Source organism: Pseudidiomarina homiensis (assembly GCF_003987225.1).
In the GTDB taxonomy this organism is placed as follows: domain Bacteria; phylum Pseudomonadota; class Gammaproteobacteria; order Enterobacterales; family Alteromonadaceae; genus Pseudidiomarina; species Pseudidiomarina homiensis.
Genome location: NZ_PIPX01000002.1, coordinates 286321 through 304299 on the forward strand (window position 1 = coordinate 286321; position 17979 = coordinate 304299).

Annotated in this window: 10 protein-coding genes; 7 read left to right on the forward strand and 3 right to left on the reverse strand. The window is 51.4% G+C overall.

The window, feature by feature from the left end:
• The first annotated feature begins 32 nt into the window (after positions 1-32).
• The 5 genes from recC (at position 33) to CWI70_RS10445 (ending at position 12082) form a co-directional block, all read left to right on the forward strand.
• The gene (gene recC, locus CWI70_RS10425) at positions 33-3464 is read left to right on the forward strand and encodes an exodeoxyribonuclease V subunit gamma (protein ID WP_126773473.1); all 3432 of its coding nucleotides are present in this window, start codon (positions 33-35) and stop codon (positions 3462-3464) included.
• Entirely contained in the window at positions 3461-7120 is a 3660-nt protein-coding gene (gene recB / locus CWI70_RS10430) for an exodeoxyribonuclease V subunit beta (RefSeq protein ID WP_126773475.1), read from the forward strand. Before recC ends, recB begins: the two co-directional genes overlap by 4 nt.
• On the forward strand, positions 7117-9042 hold the full coding sequence (gene recD, locus CWI70_RS10435) for an exodeoxyribonuclease V subunit alpha (protein WP_126773477.1): 1926 nt from the start codon (positions 7117-7119) through the stop codon (positions 9040-9042). Before recB ends, recD begins: the two co-directional genes overlap by 4 nt.
• Positions 9039-9458 carry an alternative ribosome rescue aminoacyl-tRNA hydrolase ArfB gene (gene arfB, locus CWI70_RS10440; protein WP_126773479.1) on the forward strand — a complete coding sequence of 140 codons (420 nt, stop codon included), beginning with the start codon at positions 9039-9041 and terminating at the stop codon, positions 9456-9458. Before recD ends, arfB begins: the two co-directional genes overlap by 4 nt.
• 89 nt (positions 9459-9547) lie before the next feature.
• Complete coding sequence (locus CWI70_RS10445) at positions 9548-12082, forward strand: acylase (protein WP_126773481.1); 2535 nt, start codon at positions 9548-9550, stop codon at positions 12080-12082.
• A gap of 13 nt (positions 12083-12095) precedes the next feature.
• On the opposite strand, the gene CWI70_RS10450 is transcribed toward CWI70_RS10445, so the two are convergent.
• Positions 12096-13001 carry a MaoC family dehydratase gene (locus CWI70_RS10450; RefSeq protein WP_126773483.1) on the reverse strand — a complete coding sequence of 302 codons (906 nt, stop codon included), beginning with the start codon at positions 12999-13001 and terminating at the stop codon, positions 12096-12098.
• A gap of 103 nt (positions 13002-13104) precedes the next feature.
• On the opposite strand from CWI70_RS10450, the gene CWI70_RS10455 reads away from it, so the two are divergent.
• The gene (locus CWI70_RS10455; RefSeq protein ID WP_126773485.1) at positions 13105-14169 is read left to right on the forward strand and encodes a helix-turn-helix transcriptional regulator; all 1065 of its coding nucleotides are present in this window, start codon (positions 13105-13107) and stop codon (positions 14167-14169) included.
• A gap of 67 nt (positions 14170-14236) precedes the next feature.
• Positions 14237-15508 (forward strand): NAD(P)/FAD-dependent oxidoreductase, encoded by a 1272-nt coding sequence (locus CWI70_RS10460; protein ID WP_126773487.1) that lies wholly within the window; start codon positions 14237-14239, stop codon positions 15506-15508.
• Positions 15509-15536: 28 nt separating this feature from the next.
• Here CWI70_RS10460 and CWI70_RS10465 read toward each other — a convergent pair whose 3' ends face one another.
• Entirely contained in the window at positions 15537-17180 is a 1644-nt protein-coding gene (locus CWI70_RS10465) for an FAD-binding oxidoreductase (RefSeq protein ID WP_126773489.1), read from the reverse strand.
• On the reverse strand, positions 17177-17908 hold the full coding sequence (locus CWI70_RS10470; protein ID WP_126773491.1) for a hypothetical protein: 732 nt from the start codon (positions 17906-17908) through the stop codon (positions 17177-17179). The genes CWI70_RS10465 and CWI70_RS10470 overlap by 4 nt, the downstream gene beginning before the upstream one ends.
• Between the last annotated feature and the right edge of the window lie 71 nt (positions 17909-17979).

Consider the following 17979-nt stretch of genomic DNA (forward strand, 5'->3'; position numbering starts at 1 on the left):
AGGATGAGCCATATGCAAGGAGAGGATAGCAAATGAGTGAACAAAGCGCAGGACTAATCGTTGCCCACAGCCATAAGTTAGAGGAACTGACTGATTTGGTTGTGGAGATGACAAGGATTGCTCCTCTCGCCCCGCTTGAGTCTGAATGTGTGTTGGTACAATCCAATGGTATTGCGCAGTGGCTGAAGCGTCACTGGGCCGAGTCTTTGGGTATTGCCGCGATGGTCGATGTGACGCTGCCCGCGCGCTTTCAATGGCAAGCTTATCGCGCCGTGCTTGGGAATGACCTACCACGGCATTCGCCGTTCGATAAAGATCGCCTGACTTGGCGATTGTTGCGCTTACTTCCACTACACCTTGATAAGCCAGAGTTTGCTGCGTTAGCCAATTACATACGTGATGATACTGAGCAGCGTAAGCTTTATCAGCTCGCTGAGCGCTTAGCCGACCTGTACGATCAATATCAAATGTACCGCGCCGACTGGTTAGCGGACTGGGCTGCAGGAGGCAGCATAGCAGCTGATAGCGATAATGCGTGGCAACCTTTGTTGTGGCAGCTACTGCGCGAAGATATTGGCGCTCATGGCCTCAGTGATCGCGCACAGTTGCATCAACGTTTCATTGCCAAAGCGCAAACGCTATCGACTGACCAACGCCCCAAAGGACTCCCGCCGCGGGTTATTGTTTTTGGTATCTCGAGTATGCCGCAGCAACTGATTGAAGTGCTGAATGCGCTAGCGAATTGCTGCCAGGTGCTCCTCTGTGTGCATAATCCCAGCCAGCATTTTTGGATGGATAGCATTGCAGGCCGCGATGTGTTGCGCGAGATCAAGCGCAAGCGCTTGAGCCGTAAACCCGGCCAAGCTGAACTTGATATTAATAACCTGCACACCGAAACCCATCCATTGTTAGCATCTTGGGGTAAACAAGGCGGTGACTATATTCGGATGCTGGATGCGTTTGACGGTACCCAAGAGCAGCAGAGTCGCTTTGCTAAGCTCAATTTTGATTTGTTTGAAGAGCCAGAAGCACCACAGTGTCGCTTGGCGCAATTGCAGTCGGACATGCTGCATCTACGCAGTATTGGCGAAGCTAAGCCGCTGTGGGAAGAGCGCGCCGCAGATGATTCGTTGAAGTTTGTCAGTTGCCATAGTCCGCAACGCGAGGTTGAAGTTCTTCATGATCGGTTGTTGCAGTTGTTTGCTGAACATGACGATGTAAAGCCGAGCGACATCATCGTTATGGTGCCTGACGTTGATCAGTACGCACCGCATATCCAAGCGGTCTTTGGGCGTTATGGGCCAGACGATAAACGGCGTATTCCGTTTAGCATTGCTGACCAAGGCATGCGGCAACGCCATCCGATACTGTTGGCGCTCGAATACGCTTTGAAGTTGAACGTCGAACGGGCCACCGCGAGCGACTTGCTTGATATCCTGCAGGTTGACGCGGTGCAACAACGCTTTGCGCTAACAGCTGCGGATGTTGAACAGTTGCAACGCTGGCTGCATGAGGCTGGTGTGCGCTGGGGACTGCATGCTGAGCACCGTGAACAATTAGGCTTGCCGCCCGCAGAGGGCCGACATAGTTGGTGGTTTGGGCTGCGACGCATGTTATTGGGGTATGCAGTAGGGCGCACCGAGGGGCCAACGACGGCATGGTTAGACGACGAGCCTTACCCTGAGGTTGGTGGTCTTGCGGCGGCCAGCGTGGGCGGTTTGCAGCAAATGATTCGCGTACTTGATGACGTTTTTCAGCTTACCTTACAGCAACTCACGCCCGCGCAGTGGGGCGATCAGCTTAGCCAAGTTATCGAGCGGCTTTTTGTGACCGACGACGATCATGATGCTTGGGTGCTGACACGACTGCAAAGCCAGTTGCATGATTGGCTTGATGGGGTAAGCGCAGCTGAATACGACCAACCTATTGGGCTCGCCGTCGTATTAGAAAGTTGGCTCTCGAAAGTCGATGAACACCAGCTCACCCAGCGCTTTTTGGCCGGCAGTGTTAATTTTGCAACCTTAATGCCAATGCGAGCGATACCTTTCAAGGGTGTATTCTTGCTGGGAATGAATGACGGTGATTATCCACGCCAACGTAAGCCTTTTGACTTTGACTTAATGGCACAGGACAGCCGTCCGGGTGATCGTTCCCGCCGCGAAGATGATCGTTATCTCTTTTTAGAAGCGTTGTTATCGGCGCGGCTGTGGCTGTATCTGAGTTGGTGCGGGCGCAGTAGTAAGGACAATAGTGAGCAGCCGCCGTCGGTGTTGGTGAGCCAGTTGCGCGACCATCTGCAGCAGCTTGGCCATGCTGCTGTCATCGAAGAGCATTATTTACAGCCGTTTAACCCAGCCTATTTTCGAGCCCAGTCAGCGGCGCACTTGTTTACCTATGCGCAAGAGTGGCATGCGCTCCATAGTGTGAGTGACGATGCGATCACCCAGCGCAATCAGCCGCTGGCGCAATGGCTGCCTGCCGGCCCTGTGCAATTGCGGCAACTGAAAGGATTTCTCGAAGAGCCGGCCCGTTGGTTTTTACAACAGCGGTTCCAGTGCTATTTGCCTGAAGCTCACGTCGAGAATCAGGATGCCGAGCTGTTCCGATTGGACGGCCTGTCGCGTTGGCAACTTATTGATAGCTTACAGGAGCCACTCCGTGAAGCTTTGCGTCAAGCGCAGACCGATAGCGATTGGTTGCGACAGTTGCAACGCATCGTCCAACGCCTGCAAGGTGAGGGAGCACTTGCCAACGGCGCAGCTGGTGTGACCCAACAACAACAAGTGATTGATGCTGGCTATAACATGTGGCAGCAAGTACAAGATCTCATGACGGCTTATCCGCTTGAGGTCGGTGCGTGTGCCTTGCAGTATGGTTCAGAATCCACCGTGCAGGTCGCCGATGTCGTGCGTGGTGTGCGCACCAACGCAACGGGTGAGCGAGTGTACCTAAAATTTTCGGCATCGAGTATCGTCACCTCTAAGGGTGCCGTGCGTCTCGAAAAACTACTCGACAGTTGGCTCGAGCATCTACTGCTCAACACCGAAGCACCCTGCGCGACCTCTATTATTAGTGCTGAGCACCGCTTGTGCTTAACTCCGATGGCGACGGAACGAGCTGGCGCACTGTTGACTAAAGTTTTGGACTGGGCAACTACAGCATTGTGTGAGCCTTTACCCATGCACTTTGAGTTGGTATTGGCAGGTTGGGGAAAACGCTTAGGTAAAGGGCTGGCTAAGTTCGTCGCCGCTGAAGACTTTAGTTTTATGAATGAAGACGCCCAACGTCGTTATGATGAATCCGATTCCTTTAGCTATAAAAAAGCGTTGCGCCTGAGCGCACGCTACATGAGCCGTTTTTATCCCAGCTTCGCAGATATACCAGAACAAGAGCGTTATCTAACCTTTGTGCGTGAATTGTATTTGCCATTGGTCGAGACGTTAGCTCAGGAGGAGCAAGCATGAGTGCAGCAGCGCTAAATCCGTTAGCCTTTCCACTGCGCAACAGTCATTTGATTGAAGCCAGTGCGGGGACAGGAAAAACGTATACGATTGCCGCACTCTACTTGCGCTTGGTGCTTGGGCATGACCCTGAAGACCAAGGGCAACTGCAGGCCGGTCAACGTATGAAGACGCCACCTGAAATTCTGGTGGTCACCTTTACTGAAGCGGCCACACAAGAATTACGCGATCGTATCCGCGCACGCCTAACGGAAGCCGCCAGCTTTTTCCGTGAAGAATTGCGCACGAACGACACCTTTTTAATTGGTCTACGTGCGGCTTACGCCGAGCAGAGTTGGCCAACGCAAGCACGGATTCTTGATTTAGCCGCGCAGCAAATGGATGAGGCCGCGGTGTCGACCATTCATGGTTGGTGTAATCGCATGCTAAGCGAGCATGCATTTGCCAGTGGAAGCCTTTTTAGCCAAACCCTTAATACCGACAATAGTGAGCTATGGCAGCAAGCTGCGCAGGACTACTGGCGGCATTTCGTTGCCAGCTTAAAAGACCATGAAGTCGAAAAATATGAGTTTTTGGTCGATGCTTTGTACTCGCCGGATAAATTGCTCGAGCGCACCCGTGAATTGCAACAGTCTGAAGAGACCATGAATGATGACGATTTATCGGCGGTTGATAGCTTTTTGGCGGCACAGCAAGAACTGCGTGATCAATGGCATGATGTTGCTGCTTGGCAAACCGCACTCGCTGATTTTGAGGAGCACTTTGTGGCACAAATCGGCGCGCAGGTTAAGGTTGATGGGCGAAAGCTGAAGGTGCCTAACTTGCAGGCCTGGCTTGCGCAAGTGCAAGAGTGGCTCGCCGAAATTAGCGCTACGGGCGAGCGGGCGCCGCTACAACCAAGCCTTACGGAAGCGGGCACGAAGCGTCTGACACCTGAAGGGCTTGCTGAGGCGTGCAAAACCGAGCTCAATGCACAGCAACTTGCACTGCCGCAACGCTTAGTGGAGTTTACCGCCGCCATAGCAGCATTGCCGAACCCTCACAACAGTATTTTGCGGCATGCTGGCCGTTGGCTACAGCAGCGTTTTCGTCAATTACAACAACAGCGCGCGGAAATAGGTTTTAACGACATGCTGACGCGCTTACGCGATGCGTTGCGTGCGGAAAATGGCGAATTACTTGCGGCGCAGCTGCGGAAGCAGTTTCCGATCGCCATGATCGATGAATTCCAAGATACTGATCCGGTGCAATATGAGATTTTTGACCGTGTGTATCGCGTCGCAGAGACGCCCGAAAGCAATGGTTTGTTTCTGATTGGTGACCCGAAGCAAGCGATTTATTCGTTCCGTAATGCTGACATTTTTACCTATTTGAAGGCGCGTCGTGCAACGGCTGGGCGGCACCACACATTGGGTACTAACTTTCGCTCCACGCAGGCGATGGTGGATAGCGTTAACGCGTTGTTCGAACAAGCCGAAGCCAGCCGCCAAGGTGCATTTAGATTTAAGACCGAAGATGGTGCAAATGAAATGCCCTTTCAGCCGGTGGAAGCTAATGATTTAGACCGTGAGTTAGTGGTCGGCGGTGCCGTGCAGCAAGCTTTAGCTGTTATGGATTACAGCGATCAGAAAGGCAACAATGGCGAGCTTGATCTACTGCTTGCAGAGGCTTTCGCGGAAACAATTACACAGCTGTTGAATGATCCTGACACGGGTTTTCGCCATCGCAACACAGGTGAGCTTACGCGTATAGCTCCGCGCGACATGGCCGTTTTGGTCGCTAGTGGCTCGCAGGCACAGCTGATACGGGCAGCATTGCGGCGGCGCAGACTACGTAGCGTTTACTTGTCGGAACGTGACTCGGTATTTGCTGGGCGGGTTGCACAAGAACTTTATACGCTGCTACATGCTTGCGCGTATCCTCGTGATCCGCGGCGTCTGCGCAGTGTGTTGGGCTGTGAACTTTTGGGTATGCAGTTAGACGAAATTGATGCCATCAACACCAATGAATTGCAGTGGGACAGTTTTGCGGTGCAATTTGTTGAGTTCAATGAGATTTGGTTGAAACAAGGCATATTGCCGATGGTACAACATGTTCTGCATGAGTTTGCTATCCCACAACGGCTTCTCGCGCTGCCAAATGGCGAACGCGAATTAACCGATATATTGCACTTGGCCGAGTTATTACAGCAACATGCACAGCAAGTTGAGGGTACGCACGGTTTACTAAGGTTTTTAGCTGAACACATTGCCAAGGCGCAGGACAACGGCAGCAGCGTTGACGCAGCCGAACAGCAGGTACGGCTAGAAAGTGACGCCGAACTTATTCAAGTGGTCACCATTCACAAGTCAAAAGGACTGCAGTATCCATTAGTCTTTTTACCCTTCGTGAGTCGCACTCGCGATCAAAGTCGCATGCGCTTCCCGCAGCGTTATCATAATGAGCATGGTGAGCTAGCGATCTGCTTCGATAAAGAGGATGAGTCTGCTAAAGCGCGGGTGGTGGAAGAGGCATTTGCCGAAGAGATCCGTAAGCTCTACGTGGCGGTAACGCGTGCGCAGTATGCAACCTATGTTGGCGTGGCCGGCTACAAGACGCTACCGCAAACTGCATGGCATTATTTATTTGCCGCTAATGCCAGTGAGCAAGACGCGGTAAGTTATAAAGTCGACGGTTATAGCACGTCATTGGCGCCAAATGTTGCAGGTGAGCCTACACGCTATCAAGCGCCACAGGTCGATGACCAAGACTTTAGCGTACGCCGCTTGCCAGAAGGCTTTGGGTTTGAGTCATGGTGGATGGCCAGTTACAGTGCGCTGCGTTACGGCGAGTGGATAACAGCCGATGATGCTGATGCCGAGAATTTGCAAGAAGGCCTGCATGATGTCGCGCCTGATGTGCCGGCGCAACCGCAGTTGGGGACGATTCACAGTTTTACTCGGGGCGCAGAAGCAGGGACCTTCTTACACAACCTGTTAGAGGCGGCAGCAGATGAGGGCTTTCAGCACTTGGCTACGCAGCCGGAGCAATGCCAGCGCTGGCTCAGCGATCAATTACGGCATATTACGGATGACAGCGAGCAACAAAGCTTACAACAGTGGCTGCCCGCGTATTTAACTACTCGGTTTCCGCTGGGAGATGAGGCTGCGCCTGTTCAATTAGCCGATTTACAACAGTACCAAGCCGAACCTGAGTTTTGGTTCCCCACACATCGAGTTCAAGCCACCGACATTGATCGACTTGTTGGTAACTATGTCCTCCCGAATCGCTCCAGGCCGAAATTACTTGAGCGTACCCTCAACGGTATGCTGAAGGGCTTTATTGACCTTGTTTTTGAATGGCAGGGCAAATATTACGTGGCGGATTACAAGTCGAATTACCTCGGGGCGGATGCCACGGCATACAGCGAAGAGGCGATGGAACATAAGATTTTGGAAAGTCGTTATGATTTGCAGTTTGTCATCTATACCCTTGCGCTACATAAGCTGCTCAAAGCACGCTTAGGTGATGCTTATGACTATGACAAGCATGTTGGCGGTAGCGTTTATTTGTTTTTGCGAGGCTATGAAGCAGAGACCGCGGGTGCCTATTTTCATCGACCCGCACGGGCGTTGATTGAACAGCTCGAGCAGTGCTTTGCAGGCAAGGAGGCAATATGAAGCCGGTCAACATTTTGCGGACGTGGTATGAGCATGGGTGGTTGCGAGCAGTTGACCTCAGTTTAGCGGACTATCTGTTAGATAAGCTTGGTGACGACGCCGAGAGCGTGGCGTTTTTAGCCGCGCTGACGAGCCATCAGCTGGGTCATGGGCATCCTTGCTTAGATCTCAAGCGGCTTAGTGAAGAGGCCGATACAGTTTTACAGTTACCGCCGGAACATGCTTCGTTTGAAAGCAAGCACGCGTGCTTAACCGCGGCGCAAGCTTTAGCGCAATTACCTAATGACTGGTTAACGCAATTGCAAGACTCTTTGGCGGTGAATCAAGCAAACTCGCCTTTGGTGTTGGCGAATAAGCAGCGGCTCTACCTGCGTCGCTACTATAACTATGAACAGGCGATTAAAAGCGACCTTGCGCAACGTTGTGAGCAACAAGACGAGATCGATGTAAGTCAGCTGCGCGAGACACTCAATGCCTTATTTGGAGTCAGTGAACAGTTGAGCTGGCAGCGCCTTGCTTGTGCAATGGCAGTACGTAGTGGGTTTACGATTATTACCGGAGGCCCGGGCACTGGCAAAACCTACACTGTGGTGCGCTTATTGGCGACCCTGCAGCAACATCGCACTGGGTCGACACCACTGCGTATCCGCCTTGCCGCACCAACCGGAAAGGCGGCAGCGCGCATGACCAGTTCTATTGAAGGGGAGCTTGGCAATTTACCTGAGCAATTCCGTGCGACGCTCGAAAGCACCATGGCCAATCGCCAGGCGGTCACGTTGCACCGTTTGCTCGGCAGCCAAAACCATAGCCGGGAATTCAAGCACAATCGCCGTAATCCGTTGTTAGCGGACGTGGTTATTGTCGATGAGGCGTCCATGGTGGATATCGAAATGATGGCGGCGTTAACCTCGGCGCTCGCCCCTGGAACGCGCTTGATTCTGTTGGGCGATAAAGACCAATTAGCCTCGGTAGAGGCCGGTGCGGTGTTGGGGCAATTGTGTGAGCACGCCGAGCATGGGCATTATGCGCCAGAGCTGGCCGAATGGCTGGCCGATAGTCATGGTTTAGCTGAGTTACCGCAAAGTTATGCGGATAAGCAAGGCGCGTCGACTTGGCCTTACTTGCAGCATACCGTCATGCTCCACGAAAGCCGACGTTTCAATGCCGAGCAGGGGATTGGTAAGCTGGCGCACGAGGTGAATACACGGCAGACGCAATGGCTTGCGCGTTGGCTGCAAGACGCGCAAAGCATTGCTGCGGAAAATCCAGCGTTCAACAATATTCACACGCTGGAGATCTCGGGTGTAGGCCATAAAGCGTTGCGCCAGCTGGTGCAAGAAGGTTACCAGCCGCTGCTCGATTTGCTGCAACAAGGGCCTGACGCTGATGTCGAACAGTGGGGCGAGCAGTTACTTGCGCAACTCGAGCAGTTTCAGTTGTTGGCAGCTGTTCGAAGCGGTGACTGGGGGGTGGAAAACCTCAATAAAGTGATTACCCAGTGGTTGTTCGGTGAACAGGTTAGCACCGACAAATGGTTTGTTGGGCGTCCAGTGATGATCACGCAAAATGACTACAGTGTAGATTTACGCAACGGTGACATTGGTCTGGCCGTGCGAACTGCTGCCGATGAGCCGATAAGGGTTCTGTTCCGCGGCACGTCGGGCGAGCTACGTTGGTTACTGCCGTCGCGCTTAGCCCATGTAGAGACGGCTTTTGCCATGACGATTCATAAGTCGCAAGGCTCTGAATTTAATCATACGGTGGTGGTGATGCCCGACCATGATTCGCCAATTCTCACCAAAGAGCTACTCTATACAGGTATCACGCGCGCTAGTGAACATTGTACGCTGGTGTTTAAACACGACGAGCTGGTGTTGCGTGCCACCGAGCGACGCATCCAACGTAGCGGAGGCTTAACATGAGCGACATTCAAATTTCCCAACGGGTGAGCATTCCCGAGCATGAAATTGAATGGCAATTTATTCGCTCGAGTGGCGCTGGCGGGCAGAATGTGAACAAAGTGGCGACCGCCGCGCAACTCATTTTTGATATTCAAGCGTCCTCGTTGCCTGATTTTTATAAACAGCGTTTACTGGCAAAAAGTGATCACCGCATCACGCCTAGCGGCAAGATCATCATTAAGTCGCAAGCAACTCGCAGTCAGGCGCAGAACCGAGAATTGGCACTCGAACAATTCATTGAATTAGTTGCTAGTGCGAACCGCGTGCAAAAGAAGCGCATACCTACCAAGCCCAGTAAAGCCAGTAAAAAGCGCCGTATCGAGAAAAAGAAAAAACGTAGTGACGTCAAGTCCATGCGACAGAAGCCATTGGTCTAAACCGACTTGCGAGCTTGCCATTGACCAACCATACTGCTTTGACAACAAATTGCTAAACCAACAATAACAACTTAAAGCAGGTATTTATTATGGCAGAACAACAATTGAAGCGCAGTGTGCTCGCGCTTATGGTCGGTGCGAGTGTTCTCACGCTTAGCGCCTGTGGTGATGGCTATGATCCAGAGCCCGTCGATGATGTCGTGGTTACCAACCCGGAGCCCACTGGGCTTATCACTTTTGCACCTGACGGTGAGCTTGCTGCCGATGTGACTTGGACCGACTACGGTGTCCCTTACGTCACTGCAGAAAATTTAGAGAGCTTAGGATTCGGCGTGGGTTATGCGTTTGCGCGTGACAATATTTGCATTTTAGCCGATCAAATTATCAAGTTTAATTCTCAGCGTTCGATGTATTTTGGCCCAGATCAAGTTCCGGGCAGCGGCGACTCAGGGAATATTCTGAATGACTTCGGTTATCTGGCACTTGGCATCCGAGAAAACGCTGAACAAGGCTTTGAACAAATTAGTGAGCGCTCACAAGCGCTGATTACGGGTTATGCCGCTGGCTACAATAAATACCTCGCCGATACCGGAGTTGATAACATTGCACCCGCATGTGCAGGTCAACCTTGGGTACAGCCGATTACACCGATCGATATGATGACGTATGCACAAGGTGTTGCGTTACTGCCAGGAGCAGCCAACTTTACTGGGCCGTTGTTCTTAGCTGTGCCTCCTAACCAGAGTGCTGGGGCAATGAACAAGGCAACGGGTGAAGCCATGGCGCTTGCACCTATTGCGGCCCAACACAGTGAGGTTCCAGATACCAACCCAACCGAGTCCGGTTCGAATGGCTGGGCTATCGGCTCAGATTTAAGTGCGTCAGGGCAAGGTATGCTCATTGCTAACCCGCATTTCCCTCATACGGGTAACCAACGCTTCTGGCAATTTGGCATCGAAATCCCAGGTGAAATGAAAGTTGTGGGCGGCTCGTTGTCGGGTATGCCGGGTATCGTCAATATTGGCTTCAATGAAAATGTCGCTTGGACGCACACCTTCTCAACAGCATCGCGTTTTACCATTCACCGTCTTACGTTAGATAGTAACGACGACTCAGGTACCACCTATATGCTTGATGGTGAGCCTGTAGCGATGACCAAGCAGGAGCACTCGATTGAAGTGGCAACTGGGCCAGGAACTTTCATGACCCTGCAACGTTCAAGTTACCATAGTGAGTTTGGGCCAATTATCGTGATTCCTAACGGCTTACCGTGGGGGACCGATCCGGTCACCGGGCAGCAAGTCGCCTATGCTTTGCACGATGCTAATTTACCCAACTATGAGTTATTCGATCATTGGTTGGGCATGAACTTGGCTGATAGCATCGAAAGCTACAAGCAAACCTTTGTGGATTACACAGGAACGGTCTTTAATAACGCGATGGCGGTAGATAAGGATGGTAATGCCTTCTTTACGGATGGTTCCTCAGTACCTAATATCGTGCCGGAAGCGCTGCAAGCATGGTCTGAAAATCAGCTTTATCAAGGCCTCTCGCAACAAGCTGGGTTGTTTATCTTCCCTGGTGACGACAGTCTTTACTTACCGCAAGGAACCGTGCCGTTTGCCCAAGCGCCGCAGTTAGAGCGTACGGACTTTGTCCAAAACTCGAATGATAGCTACTGGTTAACGAATCCAGCCGCGCCAATCACTGGTGTTTCACCGTTGTGGGGACCGGTCGGCAATCAGCAATCATTCCGCTCGCGGATGGGGCAGAAGATGCTTGCTGAGGGTGGTTCGGTAGATGGTAAGTTTAGTCGCGAAGACCTGGTTGAACGTCTGATCGGCAATCGTGCATGGTTATCGGAAGAGGTGTTAGCTGACTTAGTTGCGCACTGTGAAGCGCAGGGCTCGACGCCAGTTACCAGCGCAAGTGGCGCAAGTGTTGATATCTCTGCCAGCTGTAATGCTTTGGCGCAGTTTGATGGCCGCATGAATCTCAATAGTGTCGGCGCTATGCTGTTTCGTGAGTTTGCCACTGAGTTCCGTCGCAACCCGCAATGGCAAGTTGCTTACGACCCGTCACAACCGGTTACAACGCCGCATACACTAGTGGCCAATGACGTAGTGTTGAGCCAACTAGCGACCGCGCAGGAGCGTATTGAAGGCGCAGGTTTAGCGGTTGACGCCACCTTAGGCGAAGTACAGTTCGTCGAGCGTAGCCTGCCGAACGGCCAAGCATCAGGACAAAAACTGCCGTGGGGTGGTGCGAATAACATCGAAGGCGGTTTTAACGTCTTTAATAGTAATATGGGCAACGATGGCACCTTGTTACCACGCCATACTTATCCGTTATTACCCGGTTCGGTGCTGAGCGAAGCTGCTGGCGGATATCACATTACTTACGGCTCTAGCTGGATGTTTGCAATGGAGTTTACGCCAGAAGGACCAATGGCGAATGGCTTACTAAGTTACTCTCAAGCGTCGGATAGTAATTCGGATCATTACCTTGATCAGACCTTGCTTTATTCGTCACAACCACAGTTGCGTCCACTGCACTTTAGCAATGATGACATTGCTGCCGCCGCAGATGAACAAATGACATTGACGGGAGAGAGTGTGCGTTAAGCACACTCATTTTTTAAGCGAGGGTATAACTTCCTTCAAGGCGCTGGAGTAAATCTTCAGCGCCACATACCTGGTATTTTCCACTCATCATCTCAGCGTTATCACTTTGTTCCCAAAGCTGAATTTTTGCTGGTAACGGTACTGGTCGTTTGAAAGTCACATCAATACGCTGGACGGGTTTCGCGTACTTGTTTTCGATCTCAGCTTGCGCGCGTCCCGCCATGTACATGCCGTGAATGATTGGTTTTTCAAAGCCGAACCAACGCGATAATAACGGATGTAGATGAATTGGATTAAAGTCACCGGACAAGCGCGCATAGGTGCGGCCACTTGTCGCATCAAGTTGCCACGTACCAATTGCATGCCATTCTTCCCCCGGTGCTTGCGCTTGTTTCTTTTCGCGCGGCTTAGCGGGCTTACTGTTATTTTTGGGCATGACTTGGTATTCGCTTTTACAGGTGACGACAGGTTTGTCATCTTGCAGAAAAACGACGGTAAACAGCGGACGTAAACGCCGTGGAGAAACTTTTGGACCACGCGCGGGTAATTGAATCGTCGCTTGTATGCGAAAAGCTTTGTTTAGCTCAATGTTGCTGTGCAGCTCTAGTTCGTTGCTGACGTGCACCAGGCCCGGCGCGGGCCACGGGAAGTTTTCACCGAGCATTTGCGCCAAATGGACGCGTTGCGCCAAACAGTACATGAGCGTTAACGGAACCTCGCTGACAAATCCGGGGAAAGCCTCTTTGTAGCGCGCTACCTGACTCTGAGTCAGTGCCGGTGCGGTGAAAGTATCGTGCAACTTCGTCGCCGCAGCTTCCGCCTGATCATTGCGGGCTACGGTGAATAACGAGCGAAAAAACATGCCCGGTAACTTCGGTAGCTGTGCTGCATGTTCCATAGATGACGATACTTCCTGCATAAGAATTCCTTAATCCAACTGCTGCAACGATAACATAATTTTGACTTTTGCCGGTAATGCTAAGTAGCATCAGACTTACAACTAGTATACATGGAATCGCACGATGGAAGGACATACCACTGCAAACGCAAGCCTCACAATTCGTTGCATCTATATGCTATTGGCTCTGTATGAGAAAAACAGAACGACCGCAGAGCTGTTAGATTACTTAGAACGCAAAGAGCTCGCCAACGTCTCCAAGCGCACAATTCAGCGCAATCTCGAAGATTTAGAAGGTTATTTTGGGCTCTCGCGATTACCTAAAAATGGGGCGAATGCGCCCGATGTTTGGCAACTAGAACAGCAGGAGTTTGAGCGTTTACTCGAACTTGAAGACCCAGTAGCGTTGGCATTGGTCATCGCTGAGCAGCAACTGGCTGAACTGGGACCCATGGATGTGTTCAAGCCGGTTGAAGGGTTGTTCAAACGTGCGAAAGAGCAATTAGCGGCACGTAACAGTTTAGCGTCGCTGTGGTATCGCCGCGTTAAAGTGAGTGCCGCGTCGCATCGTCTAACGGGGCCTCAGCTGGATAGCGAAAAGAGTCAACGTTTACTGGAAGTAGCGCTCAAGCAAGTGGCGGTGCGGTTGCACTACCATCCACATCAAGATGATCCTGCACAGGTGATAAGAGCCACAGCGCTCGCAGTATTTTATCGTGGTGCGGTCGCTTATTTAGTGCTGCGCGACCATGCTAGTGACCGAGTGCGGCAATTACCCTTTTCGCGCATCAGTGAGGTGCGAGAAATCGTGACTGACGATCCGCGTGTTGGTGACTTTGACCTTGAAGAGTATGCCGCAAGTGGAGCACTAGCTTATAAATTCGGCGAGCCATTTCGCCTCGAAGCCATTATTTTTAATTCCGTCCGTCGCGAGATAGAAGATGCACCATTGGGTGACGATCAAGAAATTTCGCCTATCGAGGGCCAACCGAACTGTCGGCGCTTGCGCGTCACGGTGCCTTATACGTTAAACCTCGTGCAGTGGCTGTTAGCGCGTGCGGCTTATCTGAAAATTCTTGCGCCAACCGACTTTCGCGATAAGTTTAAAGAGGAACTGGTTCGCGCATTAGCAAACATTGAGAACGATCAATTAAATGTGCCGCAGCGCCGCAATTTTGGTGCTGATTAAAAAATAAACTTGACGAGGCGCAGTTACCCAACCATATTTTAGAGATATCTAAAATACTGAGGTTCGTATGGCTAAGGTGATTGTGGTTGGTGCAGGGTTGGGCGGTGTCTCGGTTGCTTTCGAATTGCGTGAAGTGTTGTCAAAGCAACACAGCGTGATGGTGGTCGGTGAGGGAGACGAGTTTAATTTCGTGCCCTCGAACCCATGGGTTGCGCTAGGGACGCGAACGCGAGAGCAAGTCGTGATGCCGATTGCGACTATTTTTGCCAAACACGCTATCGACTTTAATAGCTCTGGTGTTGCGCATATCGACGCTGAGCAACGCAAGCTTAAGCTGGGTGATGGATCGAGCTGCAATTACGATTTCTTGGTGCTGTGCACGGGGCCTAAGTTGGCGTTCGAGAATGTTCCTGGCGCTGGCCCTGAGCCTGGCTTTACCCAGTCGATTTGCACCGTAGACCATGCCGTAGAAGCACATAAAGCGTTTACCCGTTTACTTGAGGTCCCCGGTCCTGTGCTTGTGGGAGCTCTGCCCGGTGCAAGTTGCTTTGGTCCAGCATATGAGTACGTACTGTCACTCGAGTATGAACTTCGTAAACGTAAGATTCGCGATCGCGTACCTATCACCTTTATTACGCCAGAGCCTTATTTAGGGCATATGGGCTTAGGTGGGGTTGGCGATTCCAAGAGCTTAATGGAGCATAAATTTCGCGAGCATGGCATCAAGTGGGAGTGCAACGCCAAACTGACTGAATTTACCGCAAATGAGGCTCACTTTACCGTGCTCGATGACAGCGGTGAAGAACAATCAAAAGAACCGCAGCCGTTTAAACTTGCGATGTTTTTGCCTGCCTTTAAAGGCTCACCTGCGGTAGCAGAAGTACCTGACTTGTGTAATCCCAAAGGTTTTGTGAAAACCAATACATTTCAGCGCGCTGAAGCTTACCCAGAAATATACGCCGCGGGTGTATGCGTGGCGATAGCGCCAATTGAGGCGACGCCAGTGCCGGTAGGGGCACCTAAAACAGGCTTGATGATTGAGTCGATGACGTCGGCAATCGTGAAAAACATTCACGCCAGTCTAGAGGGTAGTGAAGCATGGGTGGAACCGACCTTGAGTGCACTTTGCCTGGCTGACATGGGGAATACCGGCGCAGCCTTTTTGGCGGTTCCGCAAAACCCGCCGCGCAATCGTAACTGGACTGGCTCGGGTCGTTGGGTTCACTGGGCTAAGGTCGCCTTCGAAAAATACTTTATGTACAAGGTTCGCCGCGGCACCAGCGAACCTGTGTACGAAAAAGTGGGCTTAAGAATGATGGGATTAAAGCGCTTGAAGTGATTCAAGCGCTGCAGTGAAGGTTGACTTGTTAAATCCCAAAGTCATCAAACTTAATGTGATCACGCGGTACGCCAAGTTCAGCGAGCATCTTCATCGTCGCCTCTAGCATTAACGGTGGACCACACACATAGACATCCACTTGTTGAGCGTCCTGCTCGCGCAACCAGGCTTCTGCGACTTCATGGACGAAGCCAGTTTGACCTGTCCAACGCTCCTTTTCAGATACTGCCGAAAGCACCGGAACATAAGTCACATGCGGGTTTTGTTCGAGCTCTTCGGTATAGCAGAGCTCCGCACTGTTACGTGCGCCATAGAAGAACATCGCCGGGCGTGGCGTTGTCGACTGTTGTTCCGCCTGTACGAGTGCTCGTAATGGCGCAATGCCAGCACCACCACCAATGAACACCTGCTGGCGTGACGAAGCCTTAGTCAATAAGAAGTCGCCGAAGGGACCGATAGCTTCAACGTGCTCACCAGGTTGTAAGCGACAGAGAAAACTCGAGCCGACACCTGCAGGAACACCACTTTTCGGTGCTGGCATGTGACGCACTGTGAAGACTAATTCATTGTCAGCGTTCGGTACGGTTGCCAATGAATAATGACGCTCCAATACGGTACTTTCATGCGGGATCTTAAACTGTAAAAACTGCCCTGCTTGATAGTCCAATCGACTCGCACTGGTGAACGTCAGCTCGGCGATGCTTGGCGTCAAGTCGCGTTTGTTTTGCAGGGTTAGCAGGTGACTCGCAACGTTCTCATTCGCTAGTTCGACGGCGTCCTTGGCTTGCACTTTATGCTGACAGGCGAGACGCAGACCCGCAGTAAGTTCAGCTTCACTTAGCATCACTTTTTCTGCAGCGGTTGGTGTCGGCACGTCATTATTGGTAAAGGTCACTTTGCAAAGGCCACAGGTACCACCGCCACCACAACTACTAGCGATGGGTTTTTCATCACGTTGCAGTTGCTCAAGCCACGTGGGTTTGCGGCGCGGATTAAAGTCGCCCTGGCTAATATTGCGAATCAGCAGCATCAACCCCGATAACGAGAACCATAAGGCGAATAAGCCGGCACTCCAAATCAGCAGGTGATTAAAACTGCGCTCACCGCTGTAGTCCATGAAATGTAATCGGAAAGCCCAGTCGGCGATGGTCCATGGAGTGTTACGGTGCTCTACGATTTGACCCGAGGCAGCATCAACATAAACGCGTGTATTTAAGTCATCGGCAAATTGCACACGGTAGCCAGCTGCTGACCAATCCACAACTTCGGCAGCGCCAGTGACTTGCTCAACTTCTGCGATCTGTCCTGGTCCATCATAGCTCGCGAGTGCTAACGCTTGGGCAAGATTGACGTCGGTTTGCCAAGGTTGTCCAGTATGTCCGTCAAGGTAAAGCCATTTACCGGATACGTTGACTTGATATTGGGGATGACCCAACACATTGGTCAGTAAAATGGTATCGGCTTGAGGATGTGTTGCGCGAACCTGTTGAATCGACCATTGTGGGGATTCGTCAGCAAGCATCTCGGGATGGATATGGCGCATATATTGATGCCCAGACATGCCATGATGACCCATGATGCTGAAGACTGTTGCACTTATTAGCCATAATACGACTTGGATAATCAAAATGAGGCTAACCCAGCGGTGCAGCCATTGCATAAAGCGCATCATGCAGCACCTCCTTTAGGCTTGCGTTTGAAGCTAATGGTGTAGACCAGCAAGACAGCGCCCGTGATCATTAAAATAAACGTGCCAAAGATAAACGCTTGTAACCACCAGGTCTCAATATCGACACGCTCATCGTAATCCATGATGTGAATCATCCAGAAAATGTCGAAGCCACGCCAAAAAGTGTGGCGTTTGACTAACATCTCGCCGGTACTTTCCGACAGGTAAAGGCTAGTACTTCCGAAGTCGTCAAAGTTAACTTGCCAAATCGGCAACAATGCCGGATTTAACTCTGTTGGTGGGTTATCTGTGAGATAAACCACCGACTCAACTTTAGGTTCAGGTAAAGCATAATAGCGCGTTGCTAATGCCTCGATGTCGGCCTCGTCGAATGAAATCGGAGCTAAAGTTGTGGCGTTGATAAGTTGCTCGCCGTTGTGGCCTGTCAGCTTATAAACGGCTTGTTGCCGTCCGTCATACCACAGCGATTCAAGTGTGACTGACTGCGTATGAGGGTGTGCATTAAGAACCTCGCCAATCGTTGCGACACTTGTGCTTGCCGGAATTGGCTGGGTGATTTCTTGCACTAAGTGATCGCCATGAATGTAGTCAAGGTCAAAGAAAACCATGTAGGCGCCGCTGATGCTCCACAGCACCATTTGCACGCCGAATATGAGTGAGAGCCAACGGTGCCAAACACGCCAACGGCTCGAACGCGTAACCTGCGTCATGAATTATCCTCGGAATAGTACATAATGAGCAGTTGCCACTTACTTTAAAGCAAGTGGCAACTGATGTTCTA